This is a genomic window from Nonomuraea roseola, from assembly GCF_039535395.1.
GTDB lineage: Bacteria > Actinomycetota > Actinomycetes > Streptosporangiales > Streptosporangiaceae > Nonomuraea > Nonomuraea roseola.
Genome location: NZ_BAAAXC010000015.1, coordinates 1466296 through 1484738 on the forward strand (window position 1 = coordinate 1466296; position 18443 = coordinate 1484738).

Sequence of the window (18443 nt, forward strand, 5' to 3'; positions counted from 1 at the left end):
GCCCTGGCGGTTCAAATGGTGACATCCCCTGAAGACGTGGACGGCGGCGCGATGGTCACATGTACTGGAGGCATGGCTTCGCATCTGATCCAGGGACGTACGATCACCATGCCCGTGAGGGTGACCGACGCCACCGTCTGCAGCGCCATGTACCCCGTCCGCGCCGACGCGGCCCGCGCCGTGATCGCCTATTCCGGCCTCGACGTGGCCGAGGTCCTGCCCGGCAAAGCCGTCTGCACGCTGGTGTTCGTCGAGTACCGCGACAGCGACCTCGACTCCTACCACGAGTTCGGCGTCACCTTCCTGGTCAGGCCGCCCGACGCCTCCCGCGCTAGGAGCACGGGGCTGGCCACGCTGAGGAACGCGGGCGCTTTCGTCCACTGGCTGCCGGTGGACCAGGGCTTCACGCTGGAGGCGGGGCGCACGCTCTGGGGCTTCCCCAAGGAGCTGGCCGACATCGAGCTGCGGCTGTCGTCGCCGTACAAGCGCTGTATCCTGCGCAAGGACGGGCGGCTGGTGGTGGACATGCTCGTCAGGCCGGGGGTGCCGGTGCCCGGAGCGGCGGCGGCGACCCCGCTGACCGCCTACACCCACCAGGACGGCGTCACCAGGCGCGTTCCCGCCAAGATGTGGGCGCGAGGGATGCGGGTGCGCCCCGGAGGGGCGCTGATCCGCCTGGGCAACCATCCGATCGCGAAGGAGCTCAGCGAGCTGGGCCTGCCCAAGCGCGCGCTGATGTCCACGACCCTGCGCGCCTCCATGACCTTCGGTACGGCGGAGGCCGCCTGATCACACGATCGGCGGACGGCCCAGCTTCACCATGCGCCAGGCGGTGCGCCAGGCCATCGGCCTGCGCTCACCGGCGGGGGTGCGGAGACCCTCGACGAACCCCTGGAACCACGCCTTGATCGCCACGCCCGAGCGGCGCTCGCGCACCAGCGTCAGCACCACCCAGTCGAGCAGGTAGAGCGCGGCCAGCGGCCACGGCAGGTTGCGGCGCGCCAGCCATACCCTGTTGCGGGCGTTGAGCCGGTAGAACTCCGCGTGCCTGGTCGGCGGCACCTGCGGGTGGTACATGACCGTCTCGGCGTCGTACTCGATCCGATAGCCCTCGCCCAGCAGCCGCCAGGCCAGGTCGGTCTCCTCGTGGGCGTAGAAGAACCGCTCGGGCAGCCCGCCGACCTGCAGGAAGGCCGACCTGCGGATCGCCGAGGCGCCGCCGAGGAAGGTGGTGACGGGTGAGGAGCGCTCGGGGTCGCCCGCGCGCAGGCGCGGCACGTGGCGGCGCTGGCCGATGCCGCCGTCGGGGTCCATCACCCTGAAGGAGATGACGGCGAGGTCGGGCTCGGTGGCGAAGCGGTCACGCACGTGCGCGACGACCTTCTGGTTGGCGTACCAGCCGTCGTCGTCCAGGAACAGCACGACGTCGCCCGAGCACTCCTCGACCCCGCGGTTACGACCAGCGGGAATACCGGTGTTGTGGGCCAGCCGCACGGTTTTCACCGACGCCGCGGAGCCGTCGGGCGGTGTCGCCGTCACGTCGGGAACGTCGGCCCCGTTGCCCACGATCACCACCTCGACGTCGCCGTCGACCTGGTTGAGCGCGGACTCGACCGCCCGGTTGAGCTCGGCGACCCGGTTGCCCATGGTGAGGATGACGCACGAGATCTTCAACGGGTCATCGCCTTGACGCGTCGAGAGCACGAGCGGAGCATTCTTTCATGATCACCGAGTCTGCTGGGGTATGCCATATCCGGATTGGTGAAGACAAGAGTATCGGAACCGTCAGTGAACCCCCACCGAACGGAGGGCGTCTGATCAATTCGACGGGCGCGGCGCCCCGACGGTTCCGAGTCACGCTAGCCGCCTGGAGGCCAGGATGCTCACCAGATGGAGGATCACTTGAAGTGCGGCCGCCACGGCGCAGGCCACGACGAGCACCTTCGAGGCGGTGAGATCGCCGAGGACCAGGTCGATCACGGCCGCGACCAGGGCGAGCAGTGACAGCTCGATCGGCTGCACGATCCGGTGGAACTTCGTCGCCCCCAGCACCCGCCGGCCGAGCCCGAGCAGGCCGGAGCGGATCTGCCCGGCGGAGTCCTCGGTGGCGGTCTTCAGACCGCCCTTGGCCCGCGCCACGTCCACGAGATCGGTCTCGGCCTTGATGAGGATCGCGCCGAGCGCGGCGGCGAACCCCAGCACGGTGTACCAGTCGGGCAGGACGCTCGAGGCCCGCCAGCCGAGCCCCGCCAGCAGCGCGGCCTCGGTGAAGTAGGCGCCGACCCTGTCGAGGTAGACGCCGGTCAGCGAGGTCTTTCCCGTCCAGCGGGCCAGCTCGCCGTCGGAGCAGTCGAGGAGCAGGTAGACCTGGACGAGCAGGGCGGCACCCACGGCGGCCCACAGACCCGGCAGCGCGAGCACCACACCCGCCACGACGCCGGCCGCCGTCATCACCCAGGTCAGCTGGTTGGGCGTGACCGACGTCCTGGTCAGCAGCCAGGTGACGCGGAGCGAGAGCCTGCGCATGTAGAGCACGCCGGCCCAGTGCTCGCCGTTCCTCCGCTCGAGGTGGCCGGCGGGCTGGGCGACCGCCCGCAGCTCAGCTACCGAAGGCCCGGACATAGCTCTCCACCCGATCGCGAACCTCTGACTCGGAAAGCCTCAGGTGCTCGAGGATCGTGTAGCGACCTGGACGGGTGGAGGGCGCCAGCATGACGGCCTCGGTGAACTGCTCCACGCTGAGGCCGATGTCGCCGGGCGTGACGGGCAGCTGGTGCTGCCTGAGGCAGTCGACCACCTGCGTCAGCCTGCCCTGGTCCTCCCTGAGGAAGAAGCAGAAGGCGGCACCGATCCCGGCGAGCTCGCCATGGTTGGACGTGCCGGGGAAGAGCTGATCCACGGCATGAAGGATCTCATGATCTCCGCCACTCGAGGGACGCGAGGAGCCGGCGATCACCATGGACATGCCTGACAGGATCAGCGACTCGGCCAGAACGGTCAGGAACGCGTCGGACTCGATGGAGTCCTTGCGGCCGATCAGCGCCTCGGCCGAGGTGCGCGCCATCGAGCAGGCCAGGCCGTCGATCGGCTCGCCCCGCTCGACGTTTGCCAGCTGCCAGTCCTCGATCGCCGACAGGTTGCTCACCACGTCGCCCACGCCCGATCTGACCAGCGCGTCGGGAGCGGCGTGCACGAAGTCGAGGTCGACGAGGATGGCCAGCGGCATCGGCACCCCGAAGGAGCCCTTGCCGCCCTCGTAGACCAGCGAGGCGGTCGGCGAGCAGATGCCGTCGTGGGAGAGGTTGGTGGCCACGGCCACCATCGGGATCCCCGCCAGGGAGGCGGCGTACTTGGTGGCGTCGATCGTGCGGCCTCCGCCGACGCCCACGACCACCTCGTAGGCGCCCTTGCGCAGGTCGGCGCCGAGCGAGACGGCGGCGTCGACCGAGCCGTCCGCGACGCGGAACACCTCCGCCTCGGAGAGGGTCAGCGCGATGAGACCCTCGATGTGGTCACCCTGACCGGGGCCGACCGCGACGGCGACCCTGCCTGAGGTGGCCACCCTGCTGTCGGCCAGTAGCGCGCCGAGCTGCGCGACCGCGCCCCGCCGTACCTCGATGGTGAGGGGCGCGGGCAGCATCCTCGCTAGAAGCGGCATCTAGCCTCCCCTAGTAACGGGCGGCGATGTCGCGGGCCTTGTTCAGGTCGTCGTGGTTGTCGACCTCGACCCACTCGACCTTGCCGATCGGCGCGACGTGGATCTGCTCGCCGCGCTCGACCATCTCCTGGTAGCCGTCCTCGTAGTAGAGCTGAGGGTCGCGCTCGAAGGTGGCCTGCAGGGCGTCGGCGAGCTTCTGCGCGGCGCCGGGGCGGATGAGGGTCGCGCCGATGTACTCGCCGTAGGCGTCGGCGGGGTCCATGAGCTTGGTGATGCGCTGGAGCGAGCCGTCGCGCAGGGTCACCTTCATCTCCTCGTCGGCCAGCGACTTGACGTCGTCGACCGCCAGCAGGATGTCGCTGGTGACCGGAGCCGACAGCAGCGTCTCCTCGACCGAGACCGGATGCACGGTGTCGCCGTTGACCAGCAGCGCGCCCTGCGCGAAGTGCTCGCGCGCGCACCACAGGGAGTAGGCGTTGTTCCACTCCTCGGCCTTGTCGTTGTGCACGAGCTCGATCTTCACGCCGTAACGCCGCTCGAAGTCGGCCTTGCGCTCTTGTACGGCCTGCGCCGCGTATCCGACCACGATCACCACGTCACGCAGGTCGACCGCCGCGAGGTTGCGCAGCGAGATGTCCATGATCGTGGTTTCTCCGTCGACCGGCACGAGCGCCTTGGGCAGCGTGTCGGTGTACGGCCGCAGGCGTCGTCCGGCCCCGGCGGCCAGCACCATTCCCAGCAACGTGCACTCCTCAGTCGAGCATGACTACGTAAGACCCCAAAGGTTAGTTGCCTGGAGGGCCTGATCGTGTAATCCGGAGCGAAGGAGCTCGGCGGGAGTGAGCGAGGATCAACCCGATGCCAACGAGCGCCGAGCGGTCGCGACCGTCAAACACAGGCGAAGGAGCTCGGCGGGAGTGAGCGAGGATCAACCCGACGCCAACGAGCGCCGAGCGGTCGCGACCGTCGAACACGGGCGAAGGAGCTCGGCGGGAGTGAGCGAGGATCAACCCGATCCCAACGCCAACGCGGCCTCAGTCGGGAGTTCCCGTGTCGGCCGCGTCCACCCCGGAGCGAGGGGCGGCGAGCCAGCACGTCATGGATTCCCAGCCGAACAGGCACCACAGGTAGACCGTCAGCAGCACGCACACCGCGGTCATCTGGCCGATGATCACACCGGCCGCCACCACCAGCATGCGTCCGTCCCATCCGAGACCCGCGGTGGCCAGCCAGTGCGGCGGGTAGACGCGCTGCCTGATGCGATAGACCAGGTCGTAGTGGTGGAAGGCCATCGCCCCGAGCAGCGCGAAGATCATCACTGGGTGCAGGTCGTGGCCGAAGCAGACGGCGGCGACGAAGACGTACTCGGTGGTCCGCAGGATCGGAGGGACGAACCAGTCGAGCCTTCCGTCGTGCGGGTGCGAGCTGCCGGGCCCCGCCAGCAGCAGCGCCACGGCGGGAGCGAACACCGCCAGCCCGTCGGTGCCGCCCACGCCGACCAGAAGCAGGATGCCGGTGACGAACGCCCCCGCGATCGCGGGCGGCAGCGGCGGCAGCTGGCCCGCCACGAGCGCGCCCATGCCGCGCGAGAACGGCCCGTCGTCGCGGTAGGCGACCACGGTGCTGCGGGGTACGGGAACCATGTGGACCGAGATCATGAGGTGGACCTCGCGATCCTGCCGACGAGTTGGTAGAGCAGGGCCAGCCCGCCCCATGCGAGCAGCGCGGTGAAGGTCACCTTGGCGTTGAAGAACGCGGCGGTGATCGCGATCAGCGCCATGCGCTCGCCGATCGGCAGGACGATCATCTTCTTGATCCAGCGGGCGACCGTCTCGCGCTCGAGCCGCTGCGCGAGCCCGAGCACTCCCCGCCGCGGCACGGCGGAACGGCGGACGTCCTCCGACTCCAGCAGCGACCTCGGCGGCCTGGCCCACGTGGCGCCGACGCGCCTGGCGTCGGTCACCGCGCCCTTGTAGGAGAAGTCGACCATGTGCCTGAGCATCTGGAGGATCATCGCCGCCACCGCCAGCCGCCAGATGCCCTCAGGGCCTCCGTTGGCGGCGTCGTGACCGGCGGAGTAGCCGATGGCGAGGCCGACGTAGACGATGTACTCCTTCAGCCTGTCGGCCATCGCGTCGACCCAGGCGCCGAGGCGTGAGAACGTGCGGGTGTAGCGGGCGAGCTGGCCGTCCACGCAGTCGAGCACGAACGACAGCAGCACCAGCGCCGCGCCGAGGATCTGGGCGCCCCTGGTGCCCTCCGAGAACCACACCGCCGCCAGGACCGCGAGCCCCACCGAGATGCCGGTCACCGCGTTGGGCGTCAGCTTCAGCCTCGCGGCCAGCCGGACCAGGTGCGGCGACCACGAGCTGACGAAGAAGGTGGCGAAGAAGCCGTCGTCGACCTTGACCGCGGTCTCGAGCCGTACCCTGACCTCGTCCACGTCGGACAGGCGGGTCACGGCCAGGTCGGCGGCCGACTGGGCGGCCACCCTGTCGGCGTGCAGGGGCCCGAGCTGGGCGGCGCGCACGCTCACGCCCGAGCGGACGAGGCCGACCAGCAGCAGGTCGATCGCCTCGATCGGGGTGACGGGGCCGAGGCGGCCGGTGTCGGCGAGCTCGGCCAGCTCGTCGGCGATGTCGGCCAGGGTGCCGAGGGCGGCCTCGCCGACCTGCAGCACGCCCCTGAAGGTGGCGTTGGCCTCGGGCACGAGGTGGTAGGAGCTGCCGGCCGCCACGACCCTGCCGTTCTCGACCCTGACGGGCGGGCGCAGCGGCCCGACGGTGGCGTCGGCGCTGACCAGCGCGCCGGTGTTGCGCGACGGGTGCTCCACGAGCACGGCCAGCGCCTCGGTGTGGGCGACGAGGTCGGCGGGCAGCAGCACGAGCGTGCCGGTGGAGATACGCGCGATCTTGGCCACCCCGCGCAGGTCGGCGCCGAGCCCCCCGCCCTGCGGCACCACGTGCACGTCGCGCACGGGCAGCATCAGCAGCTGGTCGTTGACCCTGTCGAGCAGGGTGCCGTCCGCGCACGACAGCCGGGCGGCCGGAGTGGTGGCGAGCACCACGGCCGCCGCCGTGAGGCCCTCTCGGGTGGTCGTGGATTCTGGCACGCGCGGTTCTCCTTCGGATACGAGGAGTGCGTTGCCCAGCGTAGCGACCACCTGACCGCAAATCACGAGTGCGCGGCCGCGACGCGCGTGACCGTTACGCTCGCTATATGAAATCTGGGCTGCGCACTGTGGGAGTGCTCCTCGCCGGGGGCGTCGGTCAGCGTGTCGGGCTCGGCACCCCGAAGCAGCTCATCAGGATCGCCGGCCGGTCGATCATCGAGCACACCCTCGCCCTGTTCAACGCCTCGCCCGAGATCGACGAGATCATCGTGCTGATGACCCCGGGTTTCACGGCCGAGGTCGGCGAGCTGGTCGCCGCGCGCGGTTTCGGCAAGGTGAGCCACGTCCTGGAGGGCGGCGCCACCCGCTCCGAGACCACCTGGCGGGCGCTGCGGGCGCTGGGCGACGCCGAGTGCAACGTGCTCCTCCACGACGCCGTACGGCCGCTGCTGGAGCCCCGGATCATCACGGAGTGTGTCGAGGCGCTGAAGGAGGCGAGCGCGGTCGAGGTCGCCATCCCGAGCTCGGACACGATCGTCGTGACGGCGCAGGGCCCCGGCGGCGAGGTCGTCAGGGAGGTCCCCGACCGGTCGCGGCTGCGTCGCGTCCAGACGCCCCAGGGCTTCAGGCTGTCGGTGATCCGCGAGGCGTACGAGCGGGCCTTCGCCGACCCCGGGTTCGCGCTGCGGCCCGCGACCGACGACTGCGGCGTGGTGCTGCGGTACCTGCCGGAGGTGCCGATCGTGGTCGTGCCAGGCAGCGAGCGCAACATCAAGGTCACCCACCCCGTCGACGTGCACATCGCCGAGCGGCTCTTCCAACTGGCGGCCTCCGCGGCTCCCCTGCCCTCGCAGGACGCCCTGCGCGAGGCGCTCGACGGCAGGAGCGTGGTCGTCTTCGGCGGCGGCCAAGGGATCGGCGCCGCGGTGGCCGAGCTCGCGCGCGGCCACGGCGCCGTCGTGCGCTCCTTCTCCCGCTCGCTGGACGGCGTGCGCGTGGAGGACGCCGCCTCGGTCGCCAAGGCGCTGGCCGAGGTGGGCAGCGTCGACTTCGTGGTCAACGCCGCCGAGGTGCTGCACGTGGGCAGGCTGGCGGAGGCCTCTGAGGCGGTCGTCGCCGGCGCCGTCGACGTCAACGTGCTCGGCCCGGTGAACGTGGCACGCGCAGCCCACCCCTATCTCAGGGAGAGCGGTGGCGCGTTGCTGTTCTACACCGCTCCCGGTCCACGGCGCGGGCAGGCGGGACACGGTCTCTACTCCGCGACCAAGGCCGCCGTCGTCGAGCTCACGCGGGCGCTGGCCGACGAGTGGGAGGGTGAGGGGATCAGGGTGAACTGCGTCAACCCCTGTCGTCCCGGCACGCCGGTGGGCGCCTCTGGGCAGGAGCCGCACGCCCTGCCTTCGCCGCGCGCGGTCGCCGTGACCTCGGTAGGGGTGCTGGCCTCGGGCCTGACGGGTCAGGTCGTCGACGTTCTCGCCGACGACGGGTGACCCGGCCCCGTGGTGGAGGGGCCGGGTCGGCGAGGTGGCGGGAAGGTCAGCGCGGAGGTCTGGCGAGCTTGCGAGGGCTGGTGAGGAAGCCCCAGCCCCACGACAGGTGCATGGCCGCGTAGACGAACGGCAGCGCGAACCTGGCCCGCGCGGGCAGCCCGCTGCCGGTCACCATCGAGCCGCCGGTGATCGCCAGCACGTACCCGCCCGGGATGATCAGTGCGAGCGGGAAGAACGGCGAGACCAGCAGCCCTGCCGCGATCGCGACCACCGCGGCGGGCGGGGCGAGGTAGCGCAGGTTGATCGTGCCCTCGTGGGTGCGCGCCACGACGCGCCGCCACCTGCCGTAGTGGAAGTACTGCTTGGCCAGGGCCCGCAGGTTCGGCCTCGGCCGGTAGGTGACGCGCATCCTGGGCTGGAACCACACCAGGCCGCCGCTCTCGCGGATGCGGTGGTTCATCTCCCAGTCCTGGGCGCGCTGGAAGTGCTCGTCGTAGCCGCCGACCCGTTTCAGGGCCGAGCGTCTGAACACGCCGAGGTAGACGGTGTCGGCGGGGCCCGCCGTGCCGCCCACGTGGAAGGCGGCCGAGCCGACGCCGATCTTGGAGGTCATCGCGCGGGCGACGGCCTGCTCGAAGGCGGTGACGCCCTCGGCCGCCATGACGCCGCCGACGTTGTCGGCTCCGGTCTCCTCCAGCGTCTCGACCGCCACCCTGAGGTAGTCGTCGGGCAGCATGGCGTGCCCGTCGACCCTGGCGATGATCTCGTGGCGGGAGGCGCCGATGGCGGCGTTGAGCGCGTTGGGGGTGCGCCCGGTCGGGTTGGCCACCACGGTCACCCTGGGGTCCGCCGCCGCGATCGCGTCGGCCACCTCCTGGGTGCGGTCGCGTGAGGGCCCGACGGCGAGCACGACTTCGATGGGGCCTGGGTAGGCCTGGGCGAGAATCTGGTCGACGGCCTCGCGCAGGTGCCTTTCCTCGTTGAGGATCGGCATCACGACGGAGATCGCCGGCCAGGCGCGCGTCTGAGGGAACGCGGGCTGCGCGGGCGAGTCGGGGAACTGCTTCATGGCGGGCCTCACGCTACTGTACGACGAGGGGAGGAGAGCAATCCCTGCGGTGTTTGGAGGGGTGCCTTGGAGGAGGATGACGCGGGCGTCGTCGTGGGCGGTGACGCTCCAGGGAGCGTCAGGCTCGCCGGACGCCGACCTCCGCGTAAACCCGGCAGGGGCGCGAGGGCGAGGCGGCGCAATCTGATCGTCGCCGGCTCCATGTCGGCGCTCGTCCTGGCCGGCACCGGCTGGGTGTGGGCGACGCCGCAGAAGATCGGCTCGGTCGACGCCGGGCTCAGCGGCACCGAGCAGGCGCCGCACGGGGCGATGAACATCCTGCTGGTCGGCGTGGACAAGCGCGACGACCTCACCCGCAAGGAGCAGAACAGGCTCAAGCTCGGTCGCGAGGTGGGCGAGCGCACCGACACGATGATGCTCATCCACCTGTCGGAGGACCACCGCAAGGTGACCGTCGTCAGCCTTCCGCGCGACACCTGGACGACCATTCCCGGCAAGGGCCAGCACAAGATCAATTCCGCCTACCAGTTCGGCGGCGCGAAGCTGGCCCGCCAGACCGTGCAGCAGGCGACGGGGCTGTCGATCACCCGGTACATCGAGGTGAACGTCCTCGGCTTCGTGAACGTGGTCGACAGGCTCGGCGGGGTGACCGTCTGCACGCCTGTGCCGATCAACGACCCCAAGACGGGGCTCAACCTCGCCGCGGGCACCCACGCGCTCGACGGCGCCAAGGCGCTCGGCTACGCCCGCACCAGGGCGACCGCCCGCTCCGACCTCGACCGCATCGACCGCCAGCAGCAGGTCATCTCGGCCATGCTCAGCAAGGCGCTGTCCAACCCCGCCAACCTGATCTCCTTCGTCAACTCCTCGCTCGCCACGATCAAGGTCGATCCCGACGACGGGCTCGTGCCGCTGGTCGAGCAGCTCAAGGACGTCTCGCTCGACGACGTGAAGTTCGCCAGCGTGCCCCTGGCCGACGTGAACTTCAAGACGCCGACGGGCGAGTCGGCCGTGCTCTGGGACAAGGCACGCGCCGCCGACCTGTTCCGGCGCATCGCCGCCGACCAGGACCTCGCCAAGCCCGCGCCGAAGCCGTCCGTCAGGCCGACGCAGTCGCTCAGGACCGTGCCGCCGGAGCAGATCACGGTCAAGGTGCTCAACGGCACGCTCATCAGCGGGCTCGGCGCGCGCACCAAGGCGGGCCTGGTGGACGCCGGGTTCAAGGTGCCGGGCGAGCCGGGCAACACCACGCGCAAGGACTTCGCGAAGACCGTCGTGCGCTACGGCGAGGGCATGGAGGCGTCGGCCAAGACCGTGGCCGCGGCCATCCCCGGGGCCGAGCTCAAGCGGACCGACGTCAAGGGCATCGAGGTCGTCGTGGGCCAGGACCAGCCGAAGGTGGGCAGGCCCAAGACGGCCACGTCGCCGTCCACCTCACCCTCTCCGCAGGTCACGCCCACCACAAGGACGGCAAGTCAGAACATCTGCAAGAAAGACGGATAACACGGCGCTTCTTGGGCAGTTTTCTACCATGGTGGTCAGGTCATGGACGGATGGTCGTTTCGCGCTGGTTCAAGCAATAGGTGACCTGGATATGGCAGCCGTCCCCCGGCTACGTGAGGAGCTCGACCAGGTCCTGGCGCCCATGCACGGCCCTCAGCTCGCCATCGACCTGACCGAGGTGCCGTTCTGCGACTCGGTGGGCCTGGGCCTGCTGGTCTCGACGCTGACCAGGGTCAAGGAGATGCACGGGCGGCTCATCCTCGTGGTGGGCTCCGGCATGATCCCGCATCTGCTGGCGATCACGAACCTCGACCGCCACTTCGAGCTGACCGACTCCGTCGACGGCGCCCGCCAGACCCTCGCCGCCTGACCCCCGCCGCGCGCACGCGATCTCCATCCGCCAGGATGGTGACGCGTCGACACTGGAGGGGGTCCCTATGAGGCTTGGCGTGATGTTCGACCGCGACCTGCCACCCGAGCGGCTGGTCCCGTTCGCGCGGGCGCTCGACTCGAAGGTCGACGACCTCTGGGTGGTGGAGGATCTGGGCTGGACCGGCGGCCTCACCTCGGCGGCCACCGCGCTCGCCGTCACCTCGCGGCTGCGGGTCGGCCTCGGCATCGCGCCCGCGCCGCTGCGCAACCCCATGCTGCTGGCGATGGAGTTCGCCAACCTGGCCAGGCTCTTCCCCGCACGCTTCGTCGGCGGCGTCGGGCACGGCGTGCAGGACTGGATGCGCCAGGTCGGCGCGGCCTCGCCGTCCCCGCTGACGCTGCTGGAGGAGACGATCACGTCGGTGCGGGCGCTGCTGCGCGGCGAGACGGTGACCGGCGGCAGGCTCGACGGCGTGCGGCTGGTGCACCCGCCGGCGGTGGTGCCGCCGGTCGTGGCGGGGGTGAAGGGCCCCCGCTCGCTGGCCCTGTCGGGCAGGGTGGCGCAGGGCACGATCCTGCCCGAGGGCTTCGGTCCCGGCTCGATCGCCCCGATGCTGGAGCAGATCTCGCCTTCGGGTGAGCACGAGCTGATCGTCTTCACCCACCTGTGCGTCGGGGACACCACCGACCTGGAGGGGCAGAGGGCGGGCGCGGCGGAGTTCCTGTCGGTCGACCCCTCCGAGGTGTTCGCCGCCGAGGGCACCTCCGCGCAGGCTGCCGAGGCCGTCAAGGCACTGTGGGCGGCGGGCGCGGACACCGTCGTACTGCGGCCCGTCGGCGACGACCCGCTCGCCCATGTCGAGAAGGTGCTGTCCGCCCTGTGATCGCTCTGGACGATCGGCCGATGGCAGATCGTCCGGATGGCCGATAGCACCGAGGGAGATCGGCGACACGATCGCTGTCATGAAGCGGATGACGGCACTGGCCGTGGCGGGGCTGATCAGCCTCAGCGCCTGCGGTTTCCAGCTCGACAGGACCGAGCGGCACGAGGCCCGAACCTTCCCGCTCAGCGGGACGGCTCTCACGATCAAGGCCGGCCTGGGCGGCCTGCGCGTGGTCCCCGGCGACGCCTCGGGGGTGAAGGTGGAGCGCTGGCTGCAGGGCGTGGCGAAGGATCCCGGCAGGTCGAGGTGGGAGCTGGCCGGCGGCACGCTGGCGCTCGGCACCGACTGCACGGTCGTGTTCGACACCTGCGCCGCCCGTTACACCGTCCACCTGCCGCCGGGGGTGGATCTCGTCGTCGAGGGGGGCGACGAGCGGGTGACGCTCTCCGGGCTCGCCGACGACGTCTCGGTCTCCACCACCGGCGGCGACATCGTCGCCGAGGGACTGTCCGGCGCGCTGCGCCTGCGCACGCACGAGGGGGCGATCAAGTCGAGGGCCACCCGCTCGGCCGACGTCAGGGCGCGCTCGCGCGAAGGCCACATCACGGTCGGCTTCGCCGCTCCCCCCGGCAAGGTGGACACGCAGTCACGCTCGGGCGGGGTGGCGGTGGCGGTGCCCGAGGGCGAGTACGGGATCATCGCGGTGAGCCGCAACGGCCGCTCCCGCACGGAGCTCAAGGACGCGGGCAGGTCCAGTGCCAGGACGATCGTCGCCAGAAGCGAGGACGGAGACGTGCGCGTCGCCCGGACGTAGACGTCCGCCGGGGCGGTCCGACAGATGCCGCACAGCGCCTGGTACCTTCTCGCAGTCTCGACATTGCGCCAGGGGGAGCCAGATGGTGGAGATCAGACCCTTCCAGCCTTACGACCTGCCTGGGATGTACCGCGTGTGCCTCCAGACGGGCGACTCGGGCAAGGACGCCACCGCGCTCTACCGCGATCCCGACCTGCTCGCGCACATCTACGCGGGGCCGTACCCCGTCGCCGATCCGGGGCTCAGCTTCGTCGCCGTGGACCACCAGGGTGTGCTCGGCTACATCATCGCCACGGCCGACACCGTGGCCTTCGAGCACTGGACGGAGGAGCACTGGTGGCCGGGGCTGCGCGCCCGCTACCCCCTCCCGATGGCCGCCGACCCCGGCGACGGCACCCAGGACTGGTGGTGCGTGGAGCGCATCCACAACGCCAGGCCCACCCCCGACGAGCTGTACGACCGCTTCCCCGCCCACCTGCACATCGACGTCCTGCCCAGAGGGCAGGGCGCGGGGCTGGGCAGGCAGCTCATGAAGACGCTGCTCGAGGCCCTGCGCGTCCGGCGGGTGCCGGGCGTGCACCTGGGCGTGGGAGCGGGCAACACCGGAGCGTTCGCCTTCTACCAGGCGATGGGCTTCTCGGTGCTGCGTCCGGATACGTGGGGCTCGACTATGGCGCTTCCCATTCTGGACGTGTAGTATCCAGGATATGCGAATGAGCGAGGGCGTCGAGTGGGCGCTCCACAGCTGCCTCAACCTCTCGTGGATCGAGACGGGCGAGGCGATGACGGCGGCCAGGCTGGCGGCCTTCTACAACCTGCCCACGGCCTACCTCAACAAGCAGCTCCAGGCCCTGGCCAGGGCCGGGATCCTCACCTCCACCTCGGGCCCGAGAGGCGGCTTCCGCCTGGCCCGCCCCCTCGACCGGATCACCCTCATGGACGTGGTGACGGCGATCGAGGGAGGCGAGGAGGCGTTCAGGTGCGAGCAGATCCTCAGGGCGGGCCCCGGCGGCAGCCCGCACGTCGACTACAAGTCGAATTGCGTGGTCTCGCAGGCCATGCGCAAGGCCGAGCTGGCCTGGCGGCGTGAGCTGGCAGGCCAGACCCTGGCCGACATCAGGAACACCGTCGAGAGCCGGTTCCCTGGAACGCCCGACGGCACCCGCGCGTGGTTCGCGCGGACCTGATCGGTCCATGTCTTAATTCTGGATATCCTGGATGGAGAATACGATGAATACAATGATTTTTCCTGGAGACGAAGGCTTCGACCAGGCCGTCACTCCCTGGAACCTCGCCGTGAAGCAGCCCGTCAGGGCCGTGGCCGAGGTCGGCTCCGTCGACGACGTGATCGACGCCGTCCGCCTGGCCCGTAAGGAAGGGCTCGCGGTGACCGCGCAGCCGAGCGGGCACGGCGCGAGCGGCGACGTCGCCGACACCATCCTGCTGCGCACCCACGGCCTCACCTCCATCGAGATCGACGCCGCCGCCAGGGTGGCGCGCGTCGGCGCGGGAGTCAGGTGGGGTCAGCTCCAGGCCGCGTCCGCCGCGCACGGCCTGACGGGACTGCCGGGCAGCTCCCCCGTGGTCACGGTCACCGGCTACACCCTGGGCGGCGGCCTGTCGTGGTTCTCCCGCAAGCACGGCTTCGCCTCCTCCAGCGTGCGCGCCTTCGACATCGTCGACGCCGAGGGCAGGCGCTCGACGGTCACCCGTGACGACGAGCTCTTCTGGGCCCTGCGCGGCGGAGGCGGTGACTTCGCGCTGGTGACGGCGATCGAGCTCGACCTCCACCCCGCGCCCCACCTGTACGGCGGGCGCGTCCTGTGGCACGCCTCCCGAGCCGCCGAGGTGCTCGAGGCGTTCAAGGAGATCACCGCGACGGCCCCCGACGAGCTGACCGTCTGGTTCGACCTGCTGAGCTTCCCCGGCTCACCGCCGTTCGTCGCCGTGGACTGCACCTACCTCGGCGAGGACCCGAGCGAGCTCCTCGCGCCGCTGGACAGGATCGGCGGCGCGCTGTCGGACACCAGGGGCCCGATGCCGCTCACCTCGCTCGGCGACATCACCGGCGAGCCGACCGACCCGGGGCCCGGCGCGTCCAGGGCCCAGCTGCTCGGCGACCTCGACGGGATCCTGGAGCGGATCATGCCCATCGACCCGCTGATCAGCGTGCAGATCAGGCATCTGGGCGGCGCGCTTGCCAGGCCGTCCGACAGCGCCGCCGGCCAGGTGGACGAGCCGTACCTGCTCTACATGTTCGGCCTGCCGGGCGTGGAGGAGAAGCAGCGGAAGATCGCCGAAGGCGGGCGCAAGCCGTTCACCTTCCTCTCGCCGGATGAGAGCGCGGCCGCGGCCTTCCCCGCCGGGACGCTCGAGCGGCTGCGGGACATCAAGCGCAGGCACGACCCCGCGAACGTGTTCCGCAGCAACTACCCCGTCCTGGCAGGGTGATCGCCGGGGCGTCCCGGTCAGCGGTGCAGCGCGCCCGGGTGCAGCGCCCTGGCGAGGATCGGGCGGGCGAGCCTGGCCACCAGGCCCGCGCCGAGCACCCCGATCCCCGCCATGGCCCCGGCCAGCCCGAGGGTGAGGGGCAGACCGGTCCAGGGGAAGACGTCCACGAGCATCAGCACGACCACCAGCACACCCGCCACCGCCGCCACGGCGCACACGGGCGTCGCGGCGATCAGCGCCTGCCTGGTCAGCACCCGGCCGAGCGCGTCGTCGGGCGCTCCGGCGGCCGACAGCGCCGCGAACGAGCGCCGATGGTCCAGCAGTTCCTCGGCCTGGTGCACCACCAGTGCGCCCGCCGAGGTGAACAGCGCGACCAGCAGGGCCAGGTAGACCAGCCCGTAGCCCGCCACGAGGGAGGCGCTCATGCCCTCCAGCAGGAAGCGCGTCTGCTGGGCGGCCACACCGGCCCCGAAGAAGACCGTCACGCCCACCACCGACAGCGTGCGCGCCCATGCCCTCGGGTCGGCCTCCACCAGACGGGCGGCCAGCAGCGCCTCGGCGGTGCCCGCCCTGCGGCCCGCGCGCCTGGCCGACGCCCTGATCAGCCAGGTCGCGGCGAGCGTCAGTCCGAACACCAGGACCACCGCCCCCGCCACCATCAGTACGGACGTGACCAGCCAGTGCCCCAGGGCGAGGCTGATCGGGATCAGCCCGCTGCCCAGCACCACCAGGGCCAGGTCGAGGGCGCGAGGCTGCCTCAGCCTGGCCCGCCGTACCACGCCGAGCGGAGAGGCGATCACGTGACGTCCCGCCATCAGGCCCGACAGCACGCCGCCGAGCACCACGACGGGCGGCGCGACCAGCGTCCACCACGGACTGACACCCAGCACCAGGGCGAACGCCAGCGCCGCCGCGCCGCCCAGCAGCGCGCCGACCAGAGCGTGCCTGCCGCTCTCGCGCGCGGCGATCAGCCGTACCTGACCGGCCGTGGCGCCCGCGAGACGCAGCGCCGCCAGCCGCCGTTCGCCCGTCGCCTGTGCCAGGCGACTGACCTGGTGGACGAAGGCCGCGGCCGGCACCGCCATCAGAGCCAGGGCCAGGGCGGCGACCAGCGGCGTGTCGTCGGGCGGGGCCATCCGCCACATGTCCTTGCGGCTCGAGAGCAGGCCGAGCTCCAGCAGCGCGACGGCCGCGCCGAGGAGGAGGGTGGCGAGCGCCGCCCCCGCGGTCATCAGGCGCCCCCTGCCCACCGGTCGCGCGTGCCCCTGCCCGCTCATCCCGCCACCCGCCCGTCTCTGAGCACGATCTCCCTGTCGGCGTAGGAGGCCACGCGGTTGTCGTGGGTGACGATCACGAGGGCCATCCTGGCCGCTGCCGCCGTACGGACCAGCTCCTTCATCACCAGCTCCCCCGCCAGCGAGTCGAGCGCTCCCGTCGGTTCGTCGGCGAACACCGCCTTCGGGCTCGCCACCAGCGCCCGCGCCACGGCCACCCGCTGCGACTGACCACCTGACAGCTCTCCCGGCAGTTGGTCGGCGCAGTCGGCGACGCCGAGCCGTTCCAGCGCCTCCATCGCGCTTCGGAGGGACTCCTGCCTGGCGTGCCCGCCGAACAGCAGCGGCAGGGCCACGTTCTCCATGGCGCTCAGCTCGGGCACCAGCTCGCCGTGCTGGAAGACGATGCCGAAGCTCTCCCTTCTCAACCGGGTACGGTCGGCGTCGCCGAGGCTGTCCACCCGCTGTCCCGCGAACGTGACCTCGCCCGCCTCCGGCCGGATGATCCCCGCCAGGCAGTGCAGCAGCGTCGACTTGCCCGATCCGCTCGGGCCGGTGATCGCGACGATCTCCCCTTCGCCGATCGACAGGGAGACGCCCTCCAGGGCTGTTGTCCTGCCGAAGGACTTGCGCAGCGCGCGGGCCTCAAGCATCGATCTCCTCCTTCAGGTCGGCCAGCCTGGCGATGGCCGTCTCGATCCAGCGCAGGTCCGCGTCGAGGTGCTGCAGCGCGTAGTCGGCTGCCAGGACCTGCGCGGGCGTGCCGTCCGCCTTCCGCAGCGTCAGCTCCCTCATCCGCGCCAGGTGCGCGGCGCGCTGCCTGAGCAGGTAGCCGTCGGCCCCGCCGCCGGCCAGCGTCGCGACGACCACGCGCGCGAACAGCGGGCTCGCCACATGGGGCGCGGGAGGTTCGAGCCGCTCCAGCCAGCCGTCGAGCTCCGCCCTCCCCTCATCGGTGATCGCGTAGACGGTCCGCTCGGGGCCGCCCTCCTGCATGGTCTCGGCCACTTCGGCCCAACCGTCGCGTTCGAGGCGCTGGAGCGTGGCGTAGACCTGCCCGTAGGCGAGGGGACGGGAGCCTGGCAGGCGGTGGTCGTGCTCCTTCTTGAGCTCGTAGCCGTGTTTCGGGCGCTCGACGAGGAGGCCCAGCAGGACATGTCCGGTTGACATGATCGCAACTATACACACGATGTATTCATTGAATGAATAGTTGGGTGAACCTAGTCTCTGCGGCATGGAGAACAGCGAACTGTTGAACGTCGTGGACGTGGAGGCGACCTGCTGGGACGGCCGGCCACCACCGGGAGCGGTCAGCGAGATCATCGAGATCGGACTGACCGTCGTCGACCTCCACGCGCGTGAGCGGGTCTCCCGCCACCGCGTTCTCGTCCGGCCCGCCCGCTCCACCGTGAGCGCCTTCTGCACCGAACTGACCGGCCTGACGCAGGAGGAGGTGGAGAGTGGCGTCACCTTCGCCGAGGCCTGCCGCCTGCTGGCCGCCGAGCACGCCGCGGGGAGGCGGCCGTGGGCGAGCTGGGGCGACTACGACCGCCACCAGTTCACCCGCCAGTGCCAGGCGACCGGCGCCCCCTACCCCTTCGGCCGGCGGCACACGAACGTGAAGGCGGTCTTCACCGAGGCGTACGAACTGCGAAAGCGCCCGGGGATGGCGCAGGCCCTGCAGGTGGCAGGGCTTCCGCTGGAGGGCCGCCATCACCGTGGAGAGGACGACGCGTGGAACATCGCCGCCCTGACCCTCCACCTGGTGTCCCTCGACCCACGACACGCGGATCGGCTGACGGCCGCGCCTGTGTGA

The 18443-nt window shown here is 71.0% G+C and carries 20 protein-coding genes; 10 read left to right on the plus strand and 10 right to left on the minus strand.

The annotated features are described in order from the left end of the window. The first annotated feature begins 72 nt into the window (after positions 1-72). Positions 73-789 (plus strand): acetoacetate decarboxylase family protein, encoded by a 717-nt coding sequence (locus ABFX55_RS29845; RefSeq protein ID WP_346126062.1) that lies wholly within the window; start codon positions 73-75, stop codon positions 787-789. On the opposite strand, the gene ABFX55_RS29850 is transcribed toward ABFX55_RS29845, so the two are convergent. The 6 genes from ABFX55_RS29850 to ABFX55_RS29875 form a co-directional block, all read right to left on the minus strand. Beyond that, positions 790-1674 (minus strand): glycosyltransferase family 2 protein, encoded by an 885-nt coding sequence (locus ABFX55_RS29850; RefSeq protein WP_346126063.1) that lies wholly within the window; start codon positions 1672-1674, stop codon positions 790-792. It lies immediately after the preceding gene. A 180-nt stretch (positions 1675-1854) separates the two neighbouring features. Beyond that, a complete protein-coding gene (locus ABFX55_RS29855) occupies positions 1855-2622 on the minus strand; it encodes a CDP-alcohol phosphatidyltransferase family protein (RefSeq protein WP_346126064.1) in 768 nt (255 codons plus the stop codon). Next, the gene (locus ABFX55_RS29860; RefSeq protein WP_346131299.1) at positions 2600-3640 is read right to left on the minus strand and encodes an iron-containing alcohol dehydrogenase family protein; all 1041 of its coding nucleotides are present in this window, start codon (positions 3638-3640) and stop codon (positions 2600-2602) included. Before ABFX55_RS29860 ends, ABFX55_RS29855 begins: the two co-directional genes overlap by 23 nt. Positions 3641-3668: 28 nt before the next feature. Next, on the minus strand, positions 3669-4400 hold the full coding sequence (locus ABFX55_RS29865; protein WP_183650078.1) for a phosphocholine cytidylyltransferase family protein: 732 nt from the start codon (positions 4398-4400) through the stop codon (positions 3669-3671). Positions 4401-4692: 292 nt separating this feature from the next. Continuing rightward, positions 4693-5316, minus strand: a complete 624-nt coding sequence (locus ABFX55_RS29870; protein WP_346126065.1) for a DUF5941 domain-containing protein — start codon at positions 5314-5316, stop codon at positions 4693-4695. Next, positions 5313-6770 (minus strand): CDP-alcohol phosphatidyltransferase family protein, encoded by a 1458-nt coding sequence (locus ABFX55_RS29875; RefSeq protein ID WP_346126066.1) that lies wholly within the window; start codon positions 6768-6770, stop codon positions 5313-5315. Before ABFX55_RS29875 ends, ABFX55_RS29870 begins: the two co-directional genes overlap by 4 nt. Before the next feature lie 107 nt (positions 6771-6877). Between ABFX55_RS29875 and ABFX55_RS29880 the strand changes: the two genes are divergently transcribed. Beyond that, positions 6878-8260, plus strand: a complete 1383-nt coding sequence (locus ABFX55_RS29880; RefSeq protein WP_346126067.1) for an SDR family NAD(P)-dependent oxidoreductase — start codon at positions 6878-6880, stop codon at positions 8258-8260. A 46-nt stretch (positions 8261-8306) separates the two neighbouring features. On the opposite strand, the gene ABFX55_RS29885 is transcribed toward ABFX55_RS29880, so the two are convergent. After that, on the minus strand, positions 8307-9329 hold the full coding sequence (locus ABFX55_RS29885) for a glycosyltransferase family 2 protein (RefSeq protein WP_346126068.1): 1023 nt from the start codon (positions 9327-9329) through the stop codon (positions 8307-8309). 66 nt (positions 9330-9395) lie between these two features. On the opposite strand from ABFX55_RS29885, the gene ABFX55_RS29890 reads away from it, so the two are divergent. The 7 genes from ABFX55_RS29890 (at position 9396) to ABFX55_RS29920 (ending at position 15353) form a co-directional block, all read left to right on the plus strand. Beyond that, positions 9396-10832, plus strand: a complete 1437-nt coding sequence (locus tag ABFX55_RS29890) for an LCP family protein (RefSeq protein ID WP_346126069.1) — start codon at positions 9396-9398, stop codon at positions 10830-10832. A gap of 28 nt (positions 10833-10860) precedes the next feature. Next, complete coding sequence (locus ABFX55_RS29895) at positions 10861-11202, plus strand: STAS domain-containing protein (RefSeq protein WP_346126070.1); 342 nt, start codon at positions 10861-10863, stop codon at positions 11200-11202. Positions 11203-11269: 67 nt separating this feature from the next. Then, a complete protein-coding gene (locus ABFX55_RS29900) occupies positions 11270-12088 on the plus strand; it encodes an LLM class flavin-dependent oxidoreductase (RefSeq protein WP_346126071.1) in 819 nt (272 codons plus the stop codon). Between the two features lie 79 nt (positions 12089-12167). Beyond that, entirely contained in the window at positions 12168-12902 is a 735-nt protein-coding gene (locus ABFX55_RS29905) for a DUF4097 family beta strand repeat-containing protein (RefSeq protein WP_346126072.1), read from the plus strand. Between the two features lie 82 nt (positions 12903-12984). Further along, on the plus strand, positions 12985-13599 hold the full coding sequence (locus ABFX55_RS29910) for a GNAT family N-acetyltransferase (protein ID WP_346126073.1): 615 nt from the start codon (positions 12985-12987) through the stop codon (positions 13597-13599). Positions 13600-13615: 16 nt separating this feature from the next. Next, complete coding sequence (locus tag ABFX55_RS29915; protein WP_346126074.1) at positions 13616-14089, plus strand: RrF2 family transcriptional regulator; 474 nt, start codon at positions 13616-13618, stop codon at positions 14087-14089. A 52-nt stretch (positions 14090-14141) separates the two neighbouring features. Further along, the gene (locus ABFX55_RS29920; RefSeq protein ID WP_346126075.1) at positions 14142-15353 is read left to right on the plus strand and encodes an FAD-binding oxidoreductase; all 1212 of its coding nucleotides are present in this window, start codon (positions 14142-14144) and stop codon (positions 15351-15353) included. A 17-nt stretch (positions 15354-15370) separates the two neighbouring features. Here ABFX55_RS29920 and ABFX55_RS29925 read toward each other — a convergent pair whose 3' ends face one another. From ABFX55_RS29925 to ABFX55_RS29935, 3 genes are read right to left on the minus strand one after another with little or no spacing between them, the layout of a single operon-like run. After that, the gene (locus ABFX55_RS29925) at positions 15371-16585 is read right to left on the minus strand and encodes a hypothetical protein (RefSeq protein WP_346126076.1); all 1215 of its coding nucleotides are present in this window, start codon (positions 16583-16585) and stop codon (positions 15371-15373) included. 41 nt (positions 16586-16626) lie between these two features. Then, entirely contained in the window at positions 16627-17280 is a 654-nt protein-coding gene (locus tag ABFX55_RS29930) for an ABC transporter ATP-binding protein (RefSeq protein WP_346126077.1), read from the minus strand. Then, positions 17273-17797 (minus strand): PadR family transcriptional regulator, encoded by a 525-nt coding sequence (locus ABFX55_RS29935; protein ID WP_346126078.1) that lies wholly within the window; start codon positions 17795-17797, stop codon positions 17273-17275. The genes ABFX55_RS29930 and ABFX55_RS29935 overlap by 8 nt, the downstream gene beginning before the upstream one ends. Before the next feature lie 64 nt (positions 17798-17861). On the opposite strand from ABFX55_RS29935, the gene ABFX55_RS29940 reads away from it, so the two are divergent. Then, positions 17862-18443 carry a 3'-5' exonuclease gene (locus tag ABFX55_RS29940; RefSeq protein WP_346126079.1) on the plus strand — a complete coding sequence of 194 codons (582 nt, stop codon included), beginning with the start codon at positions 17862-17864 and terminating at the stop codon, positions 18441-18443.